Annotated in this window: 16 protein-coding genes and 1 pseudogene; 5 read left to right on the top strand and 12 right to left on the bottom strand. The window is 41.6% G+C overall.

All coding sequences use genetic code 11. The features are described 5' to 3' along the window. The first annotated feature begins 227 nt into the window (after nucleotides 1–227). Nucleotides 228–2,603: a phosphoketolase gene (locus AB5213_RS09260; RefSeq protein ID WP_008375246.1), complete on the top strand. Its 2,376-nt coding sequence runs from the start codon at nucleotides 228–230 to the stop codon at nucleotides 2,601–2,603. A 188-nt stretch (nucleotides 2,604–2,791) separates the two neighbouring features. On the opposite strand, the gene AB5213_RS09255 is transcribed toward AB5213_RS09260, so the two are convergent. After that, nucleotides 2,792–3,685, bottom strand: a complete 894-nt coding sequence (locus AB5213_RS09255) for a LysR family transcriptional regulator (protein WP_008375245.1) — start codon at nucleotides 3,683–3,685, stop codon at nucleotides 2,792–2,794. Between the two features lie 173 nt (nucleotides 3,686–3,858). On the opposite strand from AB5213_RS09255, the pseudogene AB5213_RS09250 reads away from it, so the two are divergent. After that, nucleotides 3,859–3,906, top strand: a pseudogene (locus AB5213_RS09250) (hypothetical protein); the annotation flags it as partial. Nucleotides 3,907–4,160: 254 nt separating this feature from the next. Here the strand turns inward: AB5213_RS09250 and AB5213_RS09245 are convergent. Next, nucleotides 4,161–7,766 (bottom strand): ATP-binding cassette domain-containing protein, encoded by a 3,606-nt coding sequence (locus AB5213_RS09245; protein ID WP_368276627.1) that lies wholly within the window; start codon nucleotides 7,764–7,766, stop codon nucleotides 4,161–4,163. Nucleotides 7,767–7,863: 97 nt separating this feature from the next. After that, nucleotides 7,864–9,300 (bottom strand): aspartate ammonia-lyase, encoded by a 1,437-nt coding sequence (locus AB5213_RS09240; RefSeq protein WP_117834154.1) that lies wholly within the window; start codon nucleotides 9,298–9,300, stop codon nucleotides 7,864–7,866. Between the two features lie 139 nt (nucleotides 9,301–9,439). Between AB5213_RS09240 and AB5213_RS09235 the strand changes: the two genes are divergently transcribed. Continuing rightward, entirely contained in the window at nucleotides 9,440–10,375 is a 936-nt protein-coding gene (locus AB5213_RS09235; RefSeq protein ID WP_117824725.1) for a LysR family transcriptional regulator, read from the top strand. An 82-nt stretch (nucleotides 10,376–10,457) separates the two neighbouring features. Here the strand turns inward: AB5213_RS09235 and AB5213_RS09230 are convergent, their stop codons facing one another. From AB5213_RS09230 to AB5213_RS09200, 7 genes are all read right to left on the bottom strand, one after another. Continuing rightward, the gene (locus AB5213_RS09230) at nucleotides 10,458–11,714 is read right to left on the bottom strand and encodes an ABC transporter permease (RefSeq protein WP_227119807.1); all 1,257 of its coding nucleotides are present in this window, start codon (nucleotides 11,712–11,714) and stop codon (nucleotides 10,458–10,460) included. 15 nt (nucleotides 11,715–11,729) lie between these two features. After that, nucleotides 11,730–13,430, bottom strand: coding sequence for an HlyD family secretion protein (locus tag AB5213_RS09225; protein ID WP_368276626.1), 1,701 nt, complete (start codon nucleotides 13,428–13,430; stop codon nucleotides 11,730–11,732). Nucleotides 13,431–13,433: 3 nt separating this feature from the next. Further along, complete coding sequence (locus AB5213_RS09220) at nucleotides 13,434–14,660, bottom strand: efflux RND transporter periplasmic adaptor subunit (protein WP_368276625.1); 1,227 nt, start codon at nucleotides 14,658–14,660, stop codon at nucleotides 13,434–13,436. Between the two features lie 1,172 nt (nucleotides 14,661–15,832). Beyond that, the gene (locus tag AB5213_RS09215; RefSeq protein ID WP_368276624.1) at nucleotides 15,833–17,080 is read right to left on the bottom strand and encodes a tyrosine-type recombinase/integrase; all 1,248 of its coding nucleotides are present in this window, start codon (nucleotides 17,078–17,080) and stop codon (nucleotides 15,833–15,835) included. Between the two features lie 100 nt (nucleotides 17,081–17,180). After that, nucleotides 17,181–17,363, bottom strand: coding sequence for an excisionase (locus AB5213_RS09210; protein ID WP_064786977.1), 183 nt, complete (start codon nucleotides 17,361–17,363; stop codon nucleotides 17,181–17,183). 9 nt (nucleotides 17,364–17,372) lie between these two features. After that, nucleotides 17,373–17,894: a type II toxin-antitoxin system PemK/MazF family toxin gene (locus AB5213_RS09205; protein WP_173790466.1), complete on the bottom strand. Its 522-nt coding sequence runs from the start codon at nucleotides 17,892–17,894 to the stop codon at nucleotides 17,373–17,375. 593 nt (nucleotides 17,895–18,487) lie between these two features. Next, nucleotides 18,488–18,958 carry an RNA polymerase sigma factor gene (locus tag AB5213_RS09200; protein ID WP_368276623.1) on the bottom strand — a complete coding sequence of 157 codons (471 nt, stop codon included), beginning with the start codon at nucleotides 18,956–18,958 and terminating at the stop codon, nucleotides 18,488–18,490. Between the two features lie 485 nt (nucleotides 18,959–19,443). Between AB5213_RS09200 and AB5213_RS09195 the strand changes: the two genes are divergently transcribed. Then, nucleotides 19,444–19,806: a helix-turn-helix domain-containing protein gene (locus AB5213_RS09195; protein WP_006428642.1), complete on the top strand. Its 363-nt coding sequence runs from the start codon at nucleotides 19,444–19,446 to the stop codon at nucleotides 19,804–19,806. A gap of 181 nt (nucleotides 19,807–19,987) precedes the next feature. Here AB5213_RS09195 and AB5213_RS09190 read toward each other — a convergent pair whose 3' ends face one another. Then, nucleotides 19,988–20,329, bottom strand: coding sequence for a hypothetical protein (locus AB5213_RS09190; protein ID WP_006428643.1), 342 nt, complete (start codon nucleotides 20,327–20,329; stop codon nucleotides 19,988–19,990). Nucleotides 20,330–20,387: 58 nt separating this feature from the next. Further along, nucleotides 20,388–20,810, bottom strand: a complete 423-nt coding sequence (locus AB5213_RS09185) for a winged helix-turn-helix domain-containing protein (protein WP_028087872.1) — start codon at nucleotides 20,808–20,810, stop codon at nucleotides 20,388–20,390. 157 nt (nucleotides 20,811–20,967) lie between these two features. Here AB5213_RS09185 and AB5213_RS09180 point away from each other — a divergent pair, with 157 nt between their 5' ends. After that, nucleotides 20,968–21,336, top strand: coding sequence for a BlaI/MecI/CopY family transcriptional regulator (locus AB5213_RS09180; protein WP_005341664.1), 369 nt, complete (start codon nucleotides 20,968–20,970; stop codon nucleotides 21,334–21,336). Nucleotides 21,337–21,339 lie beyond the last annotated feature (3 nt).

Raw genomic sequence — 21,339 nt, 5'->3', positions numbered from 1 at the left:
TTTATTCAAAAATCTTACATAAAAACAGCTATTCGTAATTATACTTCAATTTTTCCACAATGTCTACCACCTATTACGAAATTAAGGAACTCCTCCTCTTCCTATCCATAACATTTTGATATGAATATAATTCATTATTGCTATTTTACGTTATCTTTTACTCATGATATGATGAACTCAGTTAAAAAAATAACAAAAATGAACTAGAGAAAGAGAGAGGTACAAAAATGGAAGACAATAAATTATGTCTTGAAAAGCAGCCATTATCTGATGAACTGCTCAACAAAATGAATGCCTACTGGCGTGCTGCCAACTACCTGTCAGCCGGTCAGTTATACCTTCTTGATAATCCGCTTCTGAAAAAGCCATTGACCATGGATCAGATCAAGAAAAAAATCGTCGGACACTGGGGAACCGTACCTGGACAAAACTTCATCTATGTACACTGCAACCGTGTCATCAAACGTTATGATCTGGATATGATTCTTCTTTCCGGTCCAGGACATGGCGGAAACTTCCTGATCGCCAACACTTATCTGGAAGGTTCTTATAGTGAAGTTTATCCGAACATCAGCCAGAATGAGGAAGGCATGAAGAAAATGTTCAAGCAGTTCTCATTCCCATGCGGAGTTCCGAGTCACTGTGCTCCAGAAACACCAGGTTCTATCAATGAGGGTGGAGAACTTGGATATTCAATTGCTCACGGCTTTGGTGCTGTTCTGGACAACCCAGATCTTATCGCTACAGTTGTTGTCGGTGACGGTGAAGCTGAAACAGGGCCGCTTGCTACTTCATGGCAGTCCAACAAATTTCTGAACCCGATCACAGACGGTGCTGTTCTTCCAATCCTTCATCTGAACGGATACAAGATCAGTAACCCGACCATTTTCTCACGTATTTCTCATGAGGAAGTAGAAAACTTCTTCAAGGGCTGCGGATGGAAACCTTACTTCGTAGAAGGTGATGATCCGATGACTATGCACAGAAAAATGGCTGAGACTATGGATGCCTGCATCGAAGAAATCAAAGCAATCCAGAAAAATGCCCGTGAAAACAATGATCCTACCCGTCCGTTCTGGCCAATGATCGTTCTTCGTACTCCAAAGGGATGGACAGGACCAAAGGTTGTTGACGGACTCCAGATTGAAGGATCTTTCCGTGCACATCAGGTACCGCTTTCTATGGAATCACCAGAACATCTTGACCTTCTGAAAGAATGGTTGGAAAGCTACCATGCAGAAGAACTCTTCGATGAAAAAGGACGTCTGATTCCGGAACTTGCAGAACTTGCTCCAAAGGGAGATGCCCGTCTTGGTGCAAACCCGCATGCAAATGGCGGACTTCTTCTGAAAGACCTTCGTCTTCCAGATTTCCGCTCATACGGAATCGAAGTAGAACCTGGCAAGACAAAAGCACAGGATATGATCGAACTTGGCGGATACATCCGCGACATCTTCAAATTAAATGAAGACAGTAAGAACTTCCGTATCTTCGGACCAGATGAAAGTATGTCCAACCGTCTGTACAAAGTATTTGAAGAACAGAAACGTGACTGGCAGGCAGACTTGCTTGACACTGATGACTGCCTTGCAAGAGACGGACGTATCATGGACGGTATGTTAAGTGAACATATGTGTGAAGGATGGCTGGAAGGATATCTTCTGACAGGACGTCATGGATTCTTTGCAAGCTATGAAGCATTCATCCGTATCGTTGACTCTATGGCAGCACAGCATGCAAAATGGCTGAAGGTCTGCAACCAGCTTTCATGGAGACAGCCGATTGCTTCGCTGAACTTTATCCTGACATCTAATGTATGGCAACAGGATCATAACGGATTTACACATCAGGATCCAGGATTTCTGGATCACATTGCCAATAAAAAGGCAGACGTTGTCCGCATGTATTTACCACCGGATACAAACTGCTTACTCTCATGCTTCGACCACTGCATCAAGAGTAAGAACTATGTCAATGCAATCGTAGCGTCTAAACATCCAAGCTGCCAGTGGCTGACTATGGAACAGGCTGTAAAGCATTGTACACAGGGTATCGGTATCTGGGAATGGGCAAGTAATGACTGCGGTGAAGAACCAGATGTTGTTATGGCTTGCTGCGGTGACACTCCTACTCTTGAAGTTATGGCTGCTGTTACTATCCTTCGTGATGAAATGCCAGAGCTCAAGATCCGCGTTGTCAATGTAGTTGACCTGTTCAAACTGGAATCAGACCACAAACATCCACACGGATTAAGTGATGCAGAATACGATGCAATCTTCACAAAAGATAAACCGGTTATCTTTGCATTCCACGGATATCCGACACTGATTCATGAGCTGACATACGAACGTCACAACCACAACATTTCTGTTCATGGATATCAGGAAGAAGGTACGATCACTACTCCTTTTGACATGCGTGTACAGAACCAGATTGACCGTTTCAACCTTGTAAAAGATGCAATCATGCATCTGCCACAGCTTGGCAATAAGGGATCATTCCTGATTCAGAAGATGAACGACAAACTGGTTGAGCACAAGCAGTACATCGCTGAATATGGACAGGATCTGGAAGAAATCAGAAACTGGGAATGGCATAAATAATATCAATCGTTTTCTAATCCAAAATTCTACTTTATAACTTTATACTTACAAATATAAAAATGCTCCGGAATTATGATCCACACATAAAAAATTCCGGGGCATTCTCCTTATATTTTTCTTTGCAGATACACATCCCGGCTACAAAGGATACCGATTTGCACAATCCACTTTGAAAATCTATTTCTTCTTTAGTTCTTCTGACTGCTCAGAAACTTCTGAAACTCCTTCGATGCAATACTCTGAGGATACTCAGTATCATAGATCAGAATAATATTTCTGGTCGGAAGCTTCTCTTCCACTTCGATTTCAAATACATTTTCTGCCTTCTTCTCTTCTTCGGCAAATTCTTCCGGGACAAATCCAATTCCAAGATTGTGACGGACTGCCGGCAAGATCAGGTCTGTCGTCGCAAGCTCCATATCCGGCAAAAACTGCAGACCATGATCTGCAAAATAATTATTCAGGAATTTTCTGGTCAGTGCCTCCGAAGTCAGGCTGATCCAGGGATAAGTCGAAAGCTCCTCCAATGAAATCTTTCTTCCTTTTAATTCTATGTAACGACTGCCGCCGATCAGCACCTCATGGTATTCCCGCAGTTTCTTCATCCTGAGCGGCTTATTTACCTGCAGATCCGTTGACACAAATGCAAGGTCTACCTTTCCTTCTTTTACCGCGTTGACCGAGTCCATGGTACTGTTATTTAAGATTTTGAAATGTACGTTCGGATAAATGCTGTTGAACTCTCCCATTGCCCGGAACAGGAAGCAGTGCAAGGCTGTCTCAGTCGCACTGATATAGATTGTCCCGTTCTCCAGACTGATCAGATTGCTCAGATCATTTTCCCCTTTAAAAAACTGGGCGCACCCTGCCGATACATAGCTGTAAAAGGTTCTTCCCTCCGGTGTCAGCTTCATGCCGGATTTGCTTCTGGTAAATAACCGGCATCCCAGTTCATTTTCCAGGTTGTGTATCGTTCTCGTCACCGCCGGCTGGCTCGTCTTCAGAACGCTGGATGCCTTTGTAAGGTTCTCATACTTCGCCACATAATAAAAAACTTTATAATATTCAAAATTAGAATTCATGTGTCTCTCCTTTGTTGTCTTATCCTGTCAGTTTTTCATCTGCCGTAAGTATAGCATGCTTTTTTAGTTCTTACAATTGGAATCATAGCTTACTGAACATTCGGTGCGGATCCGGTCAAGTCATCATCGATTTTTCTACCAGAGAAACCAGTCTGGAGGTACTCTCCCTCGCAGTGAAACACCAAAAAGCCCTGGTATGCGGCACAACCGGATTTTCACCAGAAGAAATGCAGCAATTCCAGGACGCTGCTACATTGATTCCAATGCTCTATACAGCAAATACTTCCAAGCTGGTCAAATATAATGAACAAGCTTCTGGAACTGGTCACTTCCAGACTAAAAAAGAACTGGCGACACTTTTTATCGTGCCGCCAGTTCCTTATATTGCCAGAACATGCTGTAGTCCGAACGGAATCGCCTTTTTTACCGGCACTCTTCCATTCAAACAGTAAATATTTTCCCTCATTCTCTTTTTTTATTCTGTCCTAAGCGCTGTCACCGGATCGCTCTTTGCTGCTTTCCTTGACGGAATGATTCCACCGAGCAGGGTAAGCCCGATACTCAAAAGAATCAGCACAATTGCCGGAAGCACTGGTAAAAATGCATTGATTTTGTTATTATCTGCCACCGCATGGATGATCATATTTCCAGGGATCAGAAGCAGCAGTGACAGTCCGATTCCGATCAGTCCGGCACACAGACCAATGATAACGGTTTCTGCATTAAATACCTGCGATACATTTCTCTTAGATGCCCCGATCGCGCGCAGGATTCCAATCTCCTTCTTCCGTTCCAGTACACTGATGTAGGTGATAACCCCGATCATAATTGAAGATACTACAAGGGAAATCGCCACAAACGCAATCAGCACATAGCTGATGATATCCACGATATTTGTCACGGAAGACATCAGTGTTCCGACTATATCGGTATAAGTGATGATCTGTTCCTCTTTTCCTTCTTTTTCCATCCGGCTGTTATAAGAATCCAGGATTTTCACCACTTTTTCTTTGCTCTCAAAATCCGTCGGATATATGGAAATCTGACTCGGGTTCGCAAAATCCACGTATCCAAGCTTCTGCAGATTATTGTCATAGGAAGCAGTCGCGCTCATTGTCATGGATGTCATCAGCTCTTTCAAATCATCTTCTGTCATATTCATCTGAAATGCCTTTGCAAATGCATCGGTATCAATCTTCATCGAACTTCCAAGCATGTTCTGCAGCTGGGTTCCCACATTTCCCATGGCAGCCTGCATGGCGTTCCCGATTTCTCCTGTGATCTGAGTGACGATCTGATTCATTGCCGAAGTGATCTGAGTCTCAAGCATATCCGAAATTGCTCCGGTATAAGTTCCCATTGCCTTTGCCATGTAACTTCCCATTGTCGCACTTAACTGGCTCTCCAGCTGATCCATATCGATCACCTCGGAAAGCCCGTTCATCAGACGCTGTTTTCCATCTGCTGTAGCAAGGTAGTTCAGAAAATAATCTCCCATTTTGGTCGGATCTGCTTTTCCATTCGCCGCAGCATATGCCGGATAACTACTCGCCAGTTCTTTTGTCAGTTTTTTCAGCTGGTCAGAAGTAATATTTATCACCGTATCTCCAAAAATCTCCTGCTGCCAGGCATTCATAATCTCTTTTGCTTCCTCGGTCTGTAAATACTCCGCCAAGTATTCTCCAAATTTATCCGGATCTGTATATCCTTTTCCCGCAGCATACTTTTGATATCCTTCCATCACACGCTGTACAAGCTCCTGCATCTGATCAATTGTAATCTTAAACCCACCGGTGCTCTCAATGATCTCCTGCAGATTATCTTTCAGGATCTTCTGCGCTTCATCCGTCATCAGGTAATCCATAAAATCTCTCGCCAGATTTGAATAATCTGCTTCCGGATGGAATTTCACATACTCCTGATAACCTTCCATAACACTCTCAGACAACTTCTGCATTCCACCCGGTTTTACGGTAAGATTCAGGCTTCCGATCATATCGCCAAGATTCATCTGTGGCATACCGGACACGTCAAGACTGATCCGATCCAGATTTATCATCCCGGACAGATCCAGAGAATCCCCACCCATCCGGAATGCATTTTCCAGATTCAGGGAATCTGCTGACAACATATCACCGAAAAATCCACTGTCGTCTAAAACAAATGCTTTCTGAAGTGCATCCTCATCTACCGTAAACAGACTGTTCGCATCCAGTCCGTTCTTCTCTTCTGTGGTTCCGAACTGTTCTCCGGTAAATACATTCTTGGATGGATTCTCCAGCTGATCTTTTACAATCTCGCTTTTCGTAGCCTCTTTCGCAACATGCTCGGCAAGACTCTGTGGATAACCGATCCCCGGTGTCAGAGCAGAGGCATTTGCATCCTCTGATGCCTGCACGATTCCGACGATTTTCAAATCTTCGCCCTGGTCCACCAGTTTCTTTATATATTCCTTATTATCGGATTTATCCTTCCAGACCTTATACTGGCTGTCATATTCGTAGCAGTCAGACACATTGACCAGTTTAAAAGTTCTTCCAATAATATCCTCATAGGTATATGTTCCGATATTTGCCGGAGTGTTCACATCTTCTTCATTGATAAATTCCTGGATCATTTCGTCCAGTTCCATCTGATCCCGCAGTCCCAAAGTATAAAGGAGAAAATCACTCATGCCTCCGTCCGAAGTCAGCACCAGTACACATTCATTATAATTCTGCGGCCAGCGTCCCGCCTTCACATCATACTGGTTCTCATAAAGCCCCTCCGTCTTAGGCATTTCATAAAAAACATTCGTACTCATCATCGATGACATCAGACTGTTGGTACTTGCGCCAGAGCTGATTCCAAGCGACTCAAAGGATTTGTCCGGATTCACCTGGCGAATGGAACCATCCTTGTTCTGCCGATAGATTCTTGGTGAAATATTATAAGAATATTCAACGGCACTGGTATAGTCCTCAATTCCACTTTTTCCTCCATCCAGATATTCTTTTAAAGACTTCAGGTCATTGGAATCCATCGTGGAAAACATATTGGTCATCATCTGCATAACCTTGACTTCCCCGTCTTTTTTTGTTTCCTTCTTATCCGAACTGCCCGAACCACTGTCCATATTGCCTACCATCATCGATGTCATATCAAATCCGGTACTCTGGATCTGAAGCGGATACTCGGAAAGAGTCTCTTCTTCAATTGACTTGATGTAGGCATTGACTCCGTTGGAAAGTGCCAGGATCAGTGCAATCCCGATAATTCCAATAGAACCGGCAAAAGATGTCAGAAGAGTCCTTGCTTTCTTCGTCTTTAAGTTATTAAAGCTCAGGGAAAGAGCCGTCAGAAATGACATGGAAGCTTTTCCCATATTCTTATGCTCCGGCTCCTTCATGACCACTTCATTGACATAAAATTCGTCCGTATCCGAACGGATCTTTCCGTCCTTAAGCGTTACGATACGGGTCGCATATTCTTCAGCAAGCTCTGGGTTATGTGTAACCATTACAACAAGCCGGTCTTTTGCCACTTCTTTTAAAAGTTCCATAACCTGCACACTGGTCGCCGTATCCAGCGCTCCGGTCGGCTCATCAGCAAGCAGGATATCCGGATCATTGACCAGCGCACGGGCGATTGCCACCCTCTGCATCTGTCCGCCTGACATCTGGCTCGGTTTTTTATGCAACTGCTCCCCAAGACCAACTTTTTTCAGAGCCTCAATCGCTCTCTTTTTCCGTTCTTCCTTCCCGATCCCAGAAATAGTCAGTGCCAGCTCCACATTGGCAAGCACCGTCTGATGTGGAATCAGATTATAACTCTGAAATACAAAACCAATTGTATGATTTCGATAGGAATCCCAGTCTCTGTCTTTATATTTTTTCGTAGAAATCCCGTTGATGATCAGATCACCACTATCGTACCGATCCAGTCCACCGATGATGTTAAGAAACGTCGTCTTTCCCGAACCACTCGGTCCCAGGATCGCAACAAATTCATTGTCCCTGAAATTCAGGCTTACATCATCCAGTGCCTTCTGTACCAGCGTACCTGTACGGTATTCTTTGCAGATATGTTGAATTTGAAGCATAAAAATTCTCCTTTTAAGTTGTAACTCATGAAACGCGTATGTTTCATTGTACACCCTTAAAAGGAGAAAATCATGTCTTTTAGAAAAATTTTATTCTTTATTTTCTGAGAAGTTCTTTTCCCGAAATACCTGGCTCTGTCATATTGACCGGATCCAGAACGGTTTCCATCTCTTTTTCACTTAAAAGACCTTCTCTGAGGATCAGATTGCGGATGGATTCCCCGGTCTTCATTGCTTTTTTCGCAATCTCCGCTGCTTTCTCATAGCCTACATGCGGACAGATTGCAGTAATTACGCCGATGCTGTTCTCTACCAGCTGACGGCATCTCTCTTCATTGGCTGTGATTCCTGTCACACAGTTGTCAATAAAAGTCTGCACTGCATATGCAAGTGTATCGATCGACTGGAACAGACAGTAGAATACGATCGGTTCAAACGCATTCAGTTCCAACTGTCCACCCTCTGCTGCCATCGTGATCGTCACATCATTTCCAATGATGTTAAATGCGACCTGGTTCACTACTTCCGGGATGACCGGATTCACTTTTCCCGGCATGATCGAAGAACCATTCTGCTTTGCCGGAAGATTGATCTCACCAAATCCGGCTCTTGGTCCGGATGACATCAGACGCAGGTCATTGGCAATCTTGGAAAGTGTGACTGCACACGCTTTCACTGCACCGGATACTGCCACAAACGGATCCAGGTTCTGGGTTGCATCGATCAGATCAAAAGCCTGGACAAACTGAATATCAGATATTTTTGAAAGATTCGGAACAATGCGGCTTACATAGGCTTCATCTGCATTGATTCCGGTTCCGACTGCCGTTCCACCCATGTTGACGGTACGCATCTCGTCCATCGCATTATCCATACGGTGGATATCACGCATGATGGCATCGGAATATGCCTGAAATTCCTGACCCAGACGGATCGGAACTGCATCCTGCATTTGGGTGCGTCCCATCTTGATCACATGGTCAAATTCCTCTGCCTTTTTGCAGAGCGCTCCATGAAGTCTGAGCAGTTCTTTTTTCAGATTCTGAAGAAGTCTGAGTGAAGTCATTTTGCCAGCTGTCGGAATAACATCATTTGTGGACTGTCCGCAGTTTACATCATCATTCGGATTTACTGCTGAATAATCTCCCTTTTTCCCGCCAAGAATCTCAATCGCACGGTTGGCAATGACTTCGTTTGCATTCATATTCAGAGAAGTACCCGCACCTCCCTGGATCGGATCTACGATAAAGTACTCATGCAATTTTCCTGTAAGGATTTCATCACATGCCTGTACGATTGCTTTTGCCTTTTTCTTTTCCAGAATCCCACTCTCGCAGTTGGTGATCGCAGATGCTTTCTTTATGTACGCAAGACTGTTGATGATCTCCGGATGCATATTCAGCCCGGTAATACGGAAATTTTCCGCAGCACGCAGTGACTGTACCCCGTAATATACATCTCCCGGAATATCTTTTGCCCCTATTGAATCCTGTTCTACACGATAACCTGTCTTGTTTTCTTTTCCATTTTCCATCTCAAAATCCCTCGATTTTCCATTTTTCTCTGGCGTATTGCCTTTGTTGTTTTCATTATAGCTCTGTGTTACAATATAATCTAATACATATATTTTTATAGTAACTATAATTTTAAAACTATGTCAAAGGAGAATACCTATGTTTCAGGGAATGGAATATGTCTATGAAGTTTATCTGGAAAAAAGCTTTTCCAAGGCGGCTGAGAAGTTATTTATCTCACAGCCTTCACTCAGTGCCAACGTAAAGCGTGTCGAGCATCACATCGGATATCCGATCTTTGACCGGAGTACCAAACCACTTTCCCTTACCGAATGTGGGGTACAGTATATCAAAGCGGTAGAAAAAATAAAAAGTATCCAGAATGAATTTGAAGGATTTGCAAACGACTGGGGCGACCTAAAAAAAGGAACACTCACCCTCGGAGGAAGCAACTTGTTTTCCTCCTGGATCCTGCCTTCGCTGATCGCGGATTTTGCCCGCAGATATCCTCTGATCCAGATCAGCCTGGTTGAAGAAACCACTGCCAATCTTGCCCGTATGCTGCGACACGGGCAGCTGGATCTGATGCTGGACAGCAGTGTTCTGGATGCCACCATCTACGGCTACCGTAAATTTCAGGAAGAGCACCTGATCCTTGCTGTTCCGGGAGCATTCCCGATCAATAATACGCTGCGCTCCTATCAGCTTCCTGTAGAAGATATCCTGAGCAAAAAATTTCTGGAAGAATCCTGTCCTCCCGTTCCTCTGACACGCTTTAAAAGTGAGCCTTTTATTATGCTGAAACCGGAAAACGACACTGGAAAACGTGCCCGTATGATCTGCCAGAACAATCTCTTTGAACCAAATATCATCCTGGAAATGGATCAGCAGATGACTTCTTACAACATCACCTGCTCCGGCATGGGAATCTCTTTTATCGGAGATATCATGCTCTCAAAAGTACCTCTTACCTCTGATGTGGTGTACTATAAGCTTCCTGCAGGCGAAAGCAGCCGTGACATCCGGTTCTACTGGAAAAATGGTCGCTACCAGACAAGGGCAATGGAAGAATTTTTAAAAATGGCGTGCCAGTAAGGCACGCCACTTTCCTGTAGAACAGATACTATCCATTTATCTGCAATCTTGGATCCGACAAATAATTCTTCTCTACATAAACCTACTCACTTCTCAGTGCATCGATTGGATTCATGTTCGCCGCCTTCACCGACGGAAGGAGTCCGAAAATAATTCCGATCAATGTGGAAAATACTACTCCGACCAGAATAGACACTCCGCTGATTGCCACCGGAACTGCCGAGACTGCGGAAATAATATAGGCAAGCGCAATCCCTCCTGCCACACCGATCAGACCTCCAAGAAGGGTAAGTACTGCCGCTTCCGTCAGAAACTGCGTCAGGATCCTTCTTTTTCTTGCCCCCAGTGCCTTTTTCAGACCGATTTCTCTCGTTCTTTCTGTCACAGACACCAGCATAATATTCATAACACCGATCCCGCCAACCAGAAGTGAAATGCTTGCAATCCAGAGCAGCTGCTGGTTCGTCGAGCTGCTGATCTCCTGGATCTGGTTCGCCTGTTCCAGAAGATCTTCCCCTTTATACTTTATCGTCTCATCAGACACGGTCAGGTAACTGTTCAGGATATCTGCCGCCTTTTCTCCTGCCGCAGTCATCTCATCTGTGCTTGTCGCGCGGACAACCAGATTCTGCGGTTCATCGTACTGATAAATAATCGGCCACAGTGCATCCGGAATACAGATCGTTCCACTTCCATCCGTGGATACATAACGATAATAGTCTTCCATCGAATTGATCACCGGCTGCGAATTTTCTTTCCTCGCCATCATACCGATCACCGTAAATGGCTCCCCTTTAACCTCAATAATCTTTCCAATCACATTTCCATCCGGAAATAGAGCTGTGGCTGTCGTTTTATCAAGCAGCACAACTTTTCGGTTTGTAGTAAAATCTTTTTCGGAAAAGCCACGCCCTTTTGTGATCTGAAATCCATAGGCATCCAGATAATTGGAATCTATCCCAAAAATATTACAGCTTGCCAGCTTCTGACTGCCTGCATATACAGCATCATATTCATTTCGTCTGTGATAAAGGGCTGCACTTTCCACCTCATCCAGTGTCTGGATCTCACCAAGTACCCGATCTGAAATCTCCGGTATTCCATCCGGAACCTCCTGATAAGACAGATCCAGTGTCCAGTCTCCCTGATAAAGCTGGATATTGACCGCATTATTTCCCGCGCCAACCAGATTTTTCTTGATCTGCTCATTGGTTCCTTTGATCGTCGAAACAATTGCAATGATCGATCCGATTCCGATAATAATACCAAGCATCGTCAGCGCAGATCGCAGCTTATGACTCCAGATTCCCTGAAATGCCAGCCTGATATCTTCAAGCATCTCCTCACCCCCTCATTAATTATAATCATACAGTGACTCCACTGTCTTTGTCTTCGCACCCTCTTTTACATTTCTTCCATACGGAAATGCAATCTCATCCTCCATGGTAAGTCCGGAAACGATTTCAATGGAACCGTACATATTTTTTCCAACCTCTACATACTGCTTCTCCAGCCTTCCATGTTTTCCTTTCTTGTATACATAGGAGCGGTTTCCGTCTTCTCTTATGAACATCCGTTCCAGGTAAATCGAATTCCCACTGTCACCCGAAAGTCCGTCTACGGAAATACTGACACCCTCGCCAGATGAAAGATCTGCATCTTTCTCAACCACTGCAGTAAACGGATAGTAGGACATATTAGGATTCTCGCTGCTCTTCATACTTTCAACCGGTGAATTACCGATACTGGTGATCGTTGCCTCATAAGAGTTCCCCGTATTCCAGGAAGTCACCATCACAGTCATACCCTCTTTTAATTTATCATAGCTGCTTTCGGCAATCCCTCCGATTACATAGCAACCATTTTTTCCGGTCACAGATATAACCGGTTTATTCTCCAGCTTTGCCTCTTCTTCGTCAAGTACAGATTTTACCGTTCCCTCTACTGTACTCTTTACAACACCATTATTTACTTTTTTATCCAGCTTTTTCAATTCCAGTTGCGCTGTTCGCTTTTCCAGATCCAGGTCCTTGATCTTCTGTTCTTTTTCCTGGATCTGCTTTGCCTGCTCTTCCCTGATCATTCCATCTGCGTCTCCTGGATCCGGTTCTTCATATCCACCAGGGTTATCCGGTTCGTCCGGAATTATCGGCTCTTCCGGTGTCCCCGGCTGCTCCGGATTTTCGGGCTTTATCACCTGTCCGGTCTTTCCGTCCAGCGTCCAGGAGTATAAAAGAAGCGTCGGTTCCTTCTCCTGATCCACTACATCAAAGATACAGACTGCCCTCTCTTCCAGCATTTTCAGCATGAACTCCGCATTTACCGTTGCTCCCGGCGCACAAAGATAGCGATACGGCTTTTCTTTTGTTCCATCTCCATCTTCATTATAAGGAGCAGCGTCCTTTGTAATCTCTTTATAAATGATCTTATCCTTCAGTTCTTCCGGAAACGGCTTCCCGATTGATGGTTTTTCCGGTCCTTCCGGATTTTCTGGTGTCTCCGGCTGCTCAGGATTTTCGGAAGTATCCGGATTTTCCCCTTCATTTTTCTTTGCATCCGCAGTCCGTATTATTCCAGGTCTGGTTCCTTTTGCAGTCATTTTCCGCAGCTCATCCTGGCTTCTTTCAACAGACGAAACAATCTTTGCATTTTTCAGCTGCTCTAATTCTGCCTTTTGATTCTGAATATTCAGTTCAATCCCCTGAATCTCCATCTGCTTCATTTCCTGCTCAAGTCCTGCAAGCGTAGTATCATAGGCAACCAGACGATCGCCGATCTTCACCGTATCCCCTGATTTGACATAAATCTCCTTGATCGTAAGGGTATCATCATGGTAAATGTCCTGGCTCGCACCTGCCTGCACCTTCGCATAATCATAAATATCCGATTCTGAATACCATCCACCATTACTCATACTGGCTACCGGTGCAACCTTGACCGCTTTTTCACTTTTTTTCATTGCAAATATAATGCCGCCTCCAATGAAACATACACAGACAACCAAAGCAATCCCGATCTGAAGAATTTTTTTCTTATTTCTTTTTTGAAAAGTCATCCTTTATTCCCCCTCTTCCATGCCTCCTGCCTGTACATTTTCGTTCTTCTGAACGGCTGCTCCTTCTTTACATTCTCCATCCGGCCAGACAATGTAATCCGTCTCTTTCAGTCCTTCTGTGATTTCCCATGTATCCTGCTCCTCATCATAAGCACCAAGCTTTACATTTCTCTTTTCCAGTCTGTCCTTTTTATTTGCTACCCAAACGTAAGGCTCTTTCCCGTCTGCATCTACAATATAAGCAGTCATCAGATGTAATCCCTCTGTATTTACTCCGGTTCCAGGCTCGATATATACATGCTGTCCCAGCATCAGACCATCACTGGTTTCAAGCGTTACATAAAATGAATATTTAGTTGCCCGGGCAGAAGAATCCGAACCGGAATACATCTCGCTTTGTGAACTGCTCTCCGGTTTTTCTGTGTCGATCACATCCACAGATCCCCTCCAGATCTCCTCCTGGTTATTCCTTGCCCGCACCGTCACATCCATTCCCGGCTGAAGCTCACCGATATTCTGTTCACTGATTTTTCCCTTAATTCGGTATTTTCCGGTAGAAAGAATGCTCATAAATGCCTGCTTTTCTCCACTGTAATCATCATAACCAGGATCTGGATTAATCTCCTGGATAATTCCTGCAATCGTGGATGTCACCGTGGATGATTCCAGACTCTTCTTCGTCCGGTTCACTTCCAGTTCTTTTACTTTATAATTATATTCTTCCTGTTTTACATTCGTCTGCAGCTCCTGGATCTGCGTTGTATAAGAAAGCTGCTCACCTGCCGGTGCATTCTTTTTCTCTGTCGTTAAGGCCGCAATCTGTGAATTCAGATTGGAAATACTGTTCCCTATCTTCTCCAGTTCCAGATTCCCCTGCTCCAGTGTCATCGCAAGCTCCTCTGTATCATATTCAAAGAGTTTCGTCCCAGGCTCCACTTCCTGCCCTTTTTCCACGAAAATCTCTTTCACTTTCTGTCCTTCTGAAAGTGAGATTTTCAAAGTATCCTGCGCCTCCACAACGCCTGCAAAGCGGTTCACGGTTCCGCTTCCGTTTCCGGTGATCACGCTGACCTTATCCGCGTAGTAGATGTTCTTCGCGGAATCCTTTTCCCCTCCTGAAACCATGTGCAGGATTGCGGCAATCAGAGCGACTGCAAAAATAAAGCATACAATAAAAATCACCTTTTTCTTCCCCTTCAGATTGTCTTTGAAATTCCCATTTACATTCATTTTCATTCCCTCCTCATCATTCTACTTTTAAGGTGTAAAAGTTTGTTGAAGTTAGTCCGACAAAGTGTATATGGAAAGTGCTGCGGCTTCCCTTCGGCAAACCATTCCGAGGAACCTCTGAAAGCGGGAATCGTGTTCAGGAAAACCTTCCACGATTCCTGAGTTTCCTCTCCATTGCCTCAATAAGGAACCCGCAGCACTTTCCAGATCCAATTTGTCCCTCTAAGTTATCGCACAATACCATCGCCCCGTAACTTGCGTTCCGATATCCAATCATAGTTTCAGTATACTGGAAAACAGTTGGAAATACTATTTAGATTTTCTTAAATTTTCGTTCATTTCTGTGTCATATAATCTTTTGACTGAACTTTCGTTCTTTTATTTCTACATAAATAATCTCCCCACAACGATCGTTCCGTAACTTTGTCTATAACCTTCAACTCTTCACCGCATATATCCCATCTGTTCTGTGGAGATATTTAGTAGTGTGGCCAGTTTTGCTCTGTCCGGCTCTGCCTGATTAAGCATCACGACATACTCACTGTTGAAATCCTCGTACTTGCAAGAACAGAATCTAACAAATTAAAACAGGCAATCTTCGCCTACTTATTTCAGAAGAATGAGGCGAAGTTTCACACGCCAGTTGGGGAATTGAAATTCCCCAACTCACTCCCCAACTTTTACCCAATTTCATGCATAAATAGCGATAATTTACGATAAGTCAAAATTTATTCCCCAACACTAAAAAAGGTCCACCGGACCTTTTTGTCGCATGCTTGGCAACGCAAAAAAACCTTGAATCATCCCATTTTCATAGGAAATTCAAGGTTTTTCGTTGATTTACATGATAATCATACGGTTCAAATTCTTATGCGAACTGTAAGATTATGCGTTCATCTGTTTTGCGACTTTTGAATTACATTCCCAGCCTGATTTGTGAACTTTGTAATTACATTCCTCCTGTATTGCTACTTATATATAATACAGCTATGTATTTATCAGCATTTTCAAGAAATTTCTATCTCTATCTAACTGATGATTTTTTGTGTTCCCCAAGTTTTTGAGTTGGGGAATGTTTTTGAATATTTGTTGCTTGATTTCAGGTTCATTTTTTCTCATTTGGGGAATCTTTTTTATAAAGTTGGGGAGTATTTTGTTCCCCAACTTTATAATCAACAATGACTCATCGCTGAAATTCTAACTTTTCGGATTTCTTCATTATAATATTCTTCCGGTGTCTGTGTCTTCGCCACTCCAAATTTCTTAATTTCTTCTTCCATTATATTATCCAAGACATGTGTATAAATGTTTAATGTGATGCTGATACTCGAATGTCCCATCAACCTCTGGACAACCTTCGGTTCCATTTTCTTTTCAAAGCATCTTGTAGCAAACGTATGTCGTAAACTATGTGGATGGAAGTCCCTGATTTCTCTGGGTTCTCTATTTTCTTGTACTGCCAGAACTCCTTCTTTTTCTCTCATTCTCTTTAAAGCCTTTTTAATTTCTTTTTCTACAACATATCTGACGCAGAGACTTCCCATACCTGTTGTAAATACCAAATCTTTTAAATCATCCGTACTTCTCCAGCGACTGCCCAGTTCCTCTTTTAGCTTATTCTGTTTTTTCTTCTGAGCTTTTAATATTTCTTCCATTTCTCCTAAAAACGGAATCTCTCTGATTGAATTTACCGTTTTAGGAGTTACAAGCATCATTCTCTTTTCTCCATTATAATAACTACAACTCAAGGAACGTCTGACGCGAACTACTTTCTTTTTAAAATCTATATCGCTCCATTTCATTCCACCAAGTTCTCCAACTCGGACACCTGTCAAACACATGAAATAAAACATTTCTTTATACCAGCTATCCTCCATCTCACTCAGGAAATTGTCCTGTTCTTCCTGGGTTAATGCAATTTCTTCTTTTGATTGTTTAAATGTCCATGGTACTTCTACAATCAAACATGGATTTACTTTAATCAATTGGTTTCCTAATGCAAAATCTAAGCATTCTCTTAAACGTCCCAATGCTTCTCGCATTGCACTGTGCGATACATGATTCTGTTCCATTGCATTTAATGCTCTCTGAACATCCAACGGTTTAATATCTTTCAACTTCATTGAACCAATATAAAAGCCAAATGTTCTTTTGAAATTATTTTTCATCGGTGCAATACTCGTTTCCTTCACCCGGTGTTGCTTTACCTCTGAAAACCATTCTTCAAACCACTCATTCAATGTGATTCTGGTTTTTCTATAATCCAATGTATCCCTGGCATTTTCTTTTGCCTTTTCAAATTCTTCCATCAGTTCGTTTAGATCTGTTCCATATAAATTGATTCTAATTCCGTTTACAACCGCTCTTGCTTCATATGAACCGTTCTTCTCTCTAACTCCTCTTGGTAATGCTTTTGCCATAATTGTTTCCTCCTGAAAAACTTCTTATCTGTTGCTCCTTCAAATTACCATTCATAAACGTGCAAAACAAACATGCGAATTTTTGTTTCGCATTCTTGACTTACTTTCTGACCTGTGCCAACAGCCATTTATCGAGTAAGATCTTATGTGCATAATTACGATTGCCAATTCGAACAACAAATATTTTTTCATTTTCTCTCATCAATTCTCTAGTTTTCGTCATCCCAAGATTCAAGTAAGCTGCTGTTTCTTCTACATTTAAAAGTACCTTTTCTTGCTCCATATACTACCCTCACACTCGCTTCTTTCCTATATAATAGTCATATCCTTTTCTGATATTGCAAAACATACAAGTATCCTTATATCGCTGTTCCGGATTCACCCTCCGGATATAATGTCCCGGCACATCATAAAAATTGCCTGCACATACTCTGCACAGGCTCACGACTAACGGTTTTTCAATTATCTTCGGTATCCCGGTACTTCTCCTGATTGCTTTATTGATTTTCTCCATTTCAGTGCGGTCTAAGGTGCACACATAATTTTCCAACCGTCTTTTATCTAAAGTTCTAAGCTGCTCCAACAGCACTACAGAATCTTTTTCTAACTCTTCCATTTCCGGGACTGCAATGTGTGTTGGCAGTTTCATTTTTTCTTTACTAGTAATTGCTGCCACAATCACTGTCGGACTGTATTTATTTCCTATATTGTTCTGAATCACCAGCACCGGACGATAACCGCCCTGTTCACTTCCAAATACAGGATCAAGGTCGGCGTGATAAATATCCCCACGCTTGACGTTCCTATCTTCCATCTTTGCTATATCTCCTCTCGTCTTTCTAACTGTTGTTATCCCTAAATATGTAAAATACAAGCCTATTTGTCCCCGACGCCCCGACTTGTAATTGGGAAATCATCAGACGGCTGACTGCTGATCAGCTCCACAGGATTTTATTTAAAATAAATATATGGGATTAGGATTTTTCCTCTCCAGGGATCTCCTGAAGCTGCCCTCACTTGTTGCGGCATCAAAGAAATATTTTGTATACACGACTTTATGACCGGACAGGAGTATCATTATGCCTGTTGTCTGTCATCGCCCTGCCAGAAGCAATCTGACAGTTATAACCAGATATTTTTCGCTCCACAGTCCGGGTAATACAAACTGAAACCAAAAGGAAGTATACGGGTGGGATTTCGCTGTCTTTACCCAGCCTGTGTTATGGCGTATTTGTTAATGTGGCTTACGCTCATCACAATAACAACAGGAATGTGTCTGATGAATGTATATGAATTTGTCAAGGTTCGTCCCGCTCCCCAGTCTTTTCGTGACAAAAGAAGAAACAGGTAGATCAGAATATTTCTCTTTCCACCTGTTTCCTCACTTAAACGCTATTTTTCAACCCACTATCTCAAAATCTTTTTCAAATTTCTGATTGCTGCTTTTACAGACTTTGCTACCATCTGAAAAGAGCAGCCTTCTTCCTGTGCAATCTGCTCATAATTCTTATCTTCAAAATAATACTTCATCAATCGTCTTCTCTGAATTTCCGACAACTGCTGAATTGCACTATGTAAACGTTCCGCTTCCAGTTTATTCAGAACCGTATCCTCTACACTTTCTTCTTTCTGAAATATCCGTTCATATAAACTGGAATCCCAGATTTCTGACTGTTCCAAATGCCTGTCCACAACATTCATATGCGACACATCCTGCAATTCAAACGTATTAAAAGCCTCATATACACTCTTTCCAATTTCCAAATTCTTGTACTCTTTTTCACCATTGCGAAATGAAACATAATATTTTCCGTCCTTCTCATAGATTTCATATGGGTTGTATTTATCTTTTCTTCTTTTTGGGTGATTGCCCGTCATTTTCTTTTCCTCCGATCTGAATTTTTTTGAATTCAGATCAGTAGGCGGGGCATGAATACGAACAATCGCCCTTATTTTGAATTGCTCATTCTCAATATTTAGGTAACAAAAAACGCCCTGACAGATTTCACTCCTATGGACGCATTTAATTCGATATTTTATTACCCTGGATTCATTATTGGCTCTTACCCTAGTTTCAATTCCAACATTTACTAATGAAATTGTTGAGATTTTTTTAATTGAATACCTTCTGTTGAACAGAATTTTTTAGCTGAACTCTTGCTAAGAACCATATTTTCTCCGGTTAGATTCCGGAAAAGAAATAAGCATACAAATACTGCTCTTTCGGAATCTGTTTTTTTTAACCGAAAGAGATTTGTATGCTTTCTCATTCATTGGGTAATACCCTGTGTTTTTTCTAATGTTACACCCTTTTCACTTTTCAAATTTAGGGTAATACACTAAGTTTATGGAGGTATATAAACATGGATATTCCAAAAACATTATTTGCCACTTTAGTAAAACAAGGGCGTATGGAAATGCATTTAACACAAGAAGCTCTTGCTGAAAAACTCGGAATATCGGCGGCTTATCTTGGAGACCTCGAACGCCATAAAGGCGGTCCCAGTCTGGAATTATTTTGTAAAACCATGCAGACTTTAAATATTTCTGCTGATGACTACGTTTATCCAAATCAGAATAAAAATAATTCTACATATGATCAGATTCTTCGGCTCTTAAATCAGTGCAATGATTATCAGTTACAGGTAATTCTTGCAACTACGACAGCTCTGCTAGATTCTAATCCTTTTATTTCTAACGTAGACACTACTAATGATACAAAATAAAACTTGTAAAATACCGATAAATAGCTGATAATTACCGATATTTAAAATTAGTGGAATAAATACTATTACCATATGTTAAAAACAGTTATGCTATATCATTACAACTTGATATAACATAACTGTTTCTTCTTTACGAACATCCTATTATCTATCAAATACTACATTTCCCTCCACGACACACTTAATTGCTTTTCATCTCGCTAATTATTTTTTCCATATCCGTCGATTTTTTCAAGAGTCCTAAACCAGCCAATAACTGAATACAATCTACATATCCTTGACAATATGCCCTTTGTTCTGACACAAACGCTTCTTCTTCCAAAATTTCTCCATATTGCTTCAACTTCTCCCTGTCCTCATAACTTATATGATCGAGAAGTTTATTCACCTTTTCTTTTTCCATTTTCTTCTTCAACTGAATATTTGCAAGTTCTTGGAAATAGATATAACTTTCTCTGTTTATATTCTCACAACGCAACTGGTTCAAAAAAGAGGATATTTCATTCCAAATATCATTTTCCATAAAAATTTCTCCTGCTTTTTTTGGTATCTTTACTTATTATGCCCAATTTTATATTCCATCATTTCATCAATTCACCATTAAATTTATATCCCATACCCCATACATTTAAAATGTATCTTGGTTTTGCAGAATCTGGCTCAATCTTTTTTCTGATTCTCCGAATTATGCCCATAACATTATCTTCTGCCCCATAATATGGTTCTTTCCACACCTGTGTATATATTTGTTCCTTTGAAAATATCCGTCCTGGATTTTTTGCCAGCAAATATAATATTTCAAATTCATAATTCGTCAATTGAACCAGCTCACCATTACTTTCTACAGAACGATATTCCGCATTTATTTTTAATGCTCCGTAATCAAGTACCCTATTTTGTTTACCAGGCATCTCAGAGTATTTTTTAGCAGACAGAAAATGTAATAATTCATTTAATTTTTCTTCCTCATTTTCATCAAATGTTACAACAACTACCCTTCCCATTTTATAAAAACCTTTCATATTCTAAATCTTACAAGTGTAATTTTTATCTATTATTACATCTGTAAGATTTAAAGTCAAGTTTTTATTTCGTTGACAGAATAACCTTTTAAGATATATAATATTTTTATTACATATGTAAGATTTGGAGGAATATCACATGAGCAATCTGCCTCAAATTTCAGAAGCTGAATTTGAAGTTATGAAAATCGTTTGGAAATACGCACCAATCAGCACCAATGAAATTACTGAAAAATTAACACAAATTTCCAGTTGGAGTCCTAAAACAATTCAGACATTGATTAAACGTCTCGTTTCTAAAAAAGCACTAACCTATGAAAAACAAAGCCGGGTTTTTGTCTATACTCCATTGGTCAAGGAAGACGAATATATTCGACAGGAAAGTAATTCTTTTTTAAAGCGATATTATAATGGTAATATCACTTCTATGCTTGCCTCTTACATTGAGGATGATAAATTGTCTGAAGAAGACATTGCCAGCTTACGGAATCTTCTTTCCAATCATTAACCA

Origin of the sequence: Coprococcus sp. RTP21204st1_G4_RTP21204_210225, assembly GCF_040915385.1 — a bacterium.
Classification (GTDB): Bacteria; Bacillota; Clostridia; order Lachnospirales; family Lachnospiraceae; genus Allocoprococcus; species Allocoprococcus comes.
This window is presented reverse-complemented; position numbering and strand designations above follow the sequence as displayed.

Excerpts from the sequence above, each read along its gene's own strand:
- AB5213_RS09185 (WP_028087872.1), bottom strand. The coding sequence starts at position 20,810 with ATGGGAAGGGTAGTTGTTGTAACATTTGATGAAAATGAGGAAGAAAAA.
- AB5213_RS09210 (WP_064786977.1), bottom strand. The coding sequence starts at position 17,363 with ATGGAGCAAGAAAAGGTACTTTTAAATGTAGAAGAAACAGCAGCTTAC.
- AB5213_RS09260 (WP_008375246.1), top strand. The coding sequence starts at position 228 with ATGGAAGACAATAAATTATGTCTTGAAAAGCAGCCATTATCTGATGAA.
- AB5213_RS09190 (WP_006428643.1), bottom strand. The coding sequence starts at position 20,329 with ATGGAAAATGATATTTGGAATGAAATATCCTCTTTTTTGAACCAGTTG.
- AB5213_RS09180 (WP_005341664.1), top strand. The coding sequence starts at position 20,968 with ATGAGCAATCTGCCTCAAATTTCAGAAGCTGAATTTGAAGTTATGAAA.
- AB5213_RS09225 (WP_368276626.1), bottom strand. The coding sequence starts at position 13,430 with ATGACTTTTCAAAAAAGAAATAAGAAAAAAATTCTTCAGATCGGGATT.
- AB5213_RS09230 (WP_227119807.1), bottom strand. The coding sequence starts at position 11,714 with ATGCTTGAAGATATCAGGCTGGCATTTCAGGGAATCTGGAGTCATAAG.
- AB5213_RS09255 (WP_008375245.1), bottom strand. The coding sequence starts at position 3,685 with ATGAATTCTAATTTTGAATATTATAAAGTTTTTTATTATGTGGCGAAG.
- AB5213_RS09195 (WP_006428642.1), top strand. The coding sequence starts at position 19,444 with ATGGATATTCCAAAAACATTATTTGCCACTTTAGTAAAACAAGGGCGT.
- AB5213_RS09220 (WP_368276625.1), bottom strand. The coding sequence starts at position 14,660 with ATGAATGTAAATGGGAATTTCAAAGACAATCTGAAGGGGAAGAAAAAG.
- AB5213_RS09245 (WP_368276627.1), bottom strand. The coding sequence starts at position 7,766 with ATGCTTCAAATTCAACATATCTGCAAAGAATACCGTACAGGTACGCTG.
- AB5213_RS09215 (WP_368276624.1), bottom strand. The coding sequence starts at position 17,080 with ATGGCAAAAGCATTACCAAGAGGAGTTAGAGAGAAGAACGGTTCATAT.
- AB5213_RS09235 (WP_117824725.1), top strand. The coding sequence starts at position 9,440 with ATGTTTCAGGGAATGGAATATGTCTATGAAGTTTATCTGGAAAAAAGC.
- AB5213_RS09200 (WP_368276623.1), bottom strand. The coding sequence starts at position 18,958 with ATGACGGGCAATCACCCAAAAAGAAGAAAAGATAAATACAACCCATAT.
- AB5213_RS09205 (WP_173790466.1), bottom strand. The coding sequence starts at position 17,894 with ATGGAAGATAGGAACGTCAAGCGTGGGGATATTTATCACGCCGACCTT.
- AB5213_RS09240 (WP_117834154.1), bottom strand. The coding sequence starts at position 9,300 with ATGGAAAATGGAAAAGAAAACAAGACAGGTTATCGTGTAGAACAGGAT.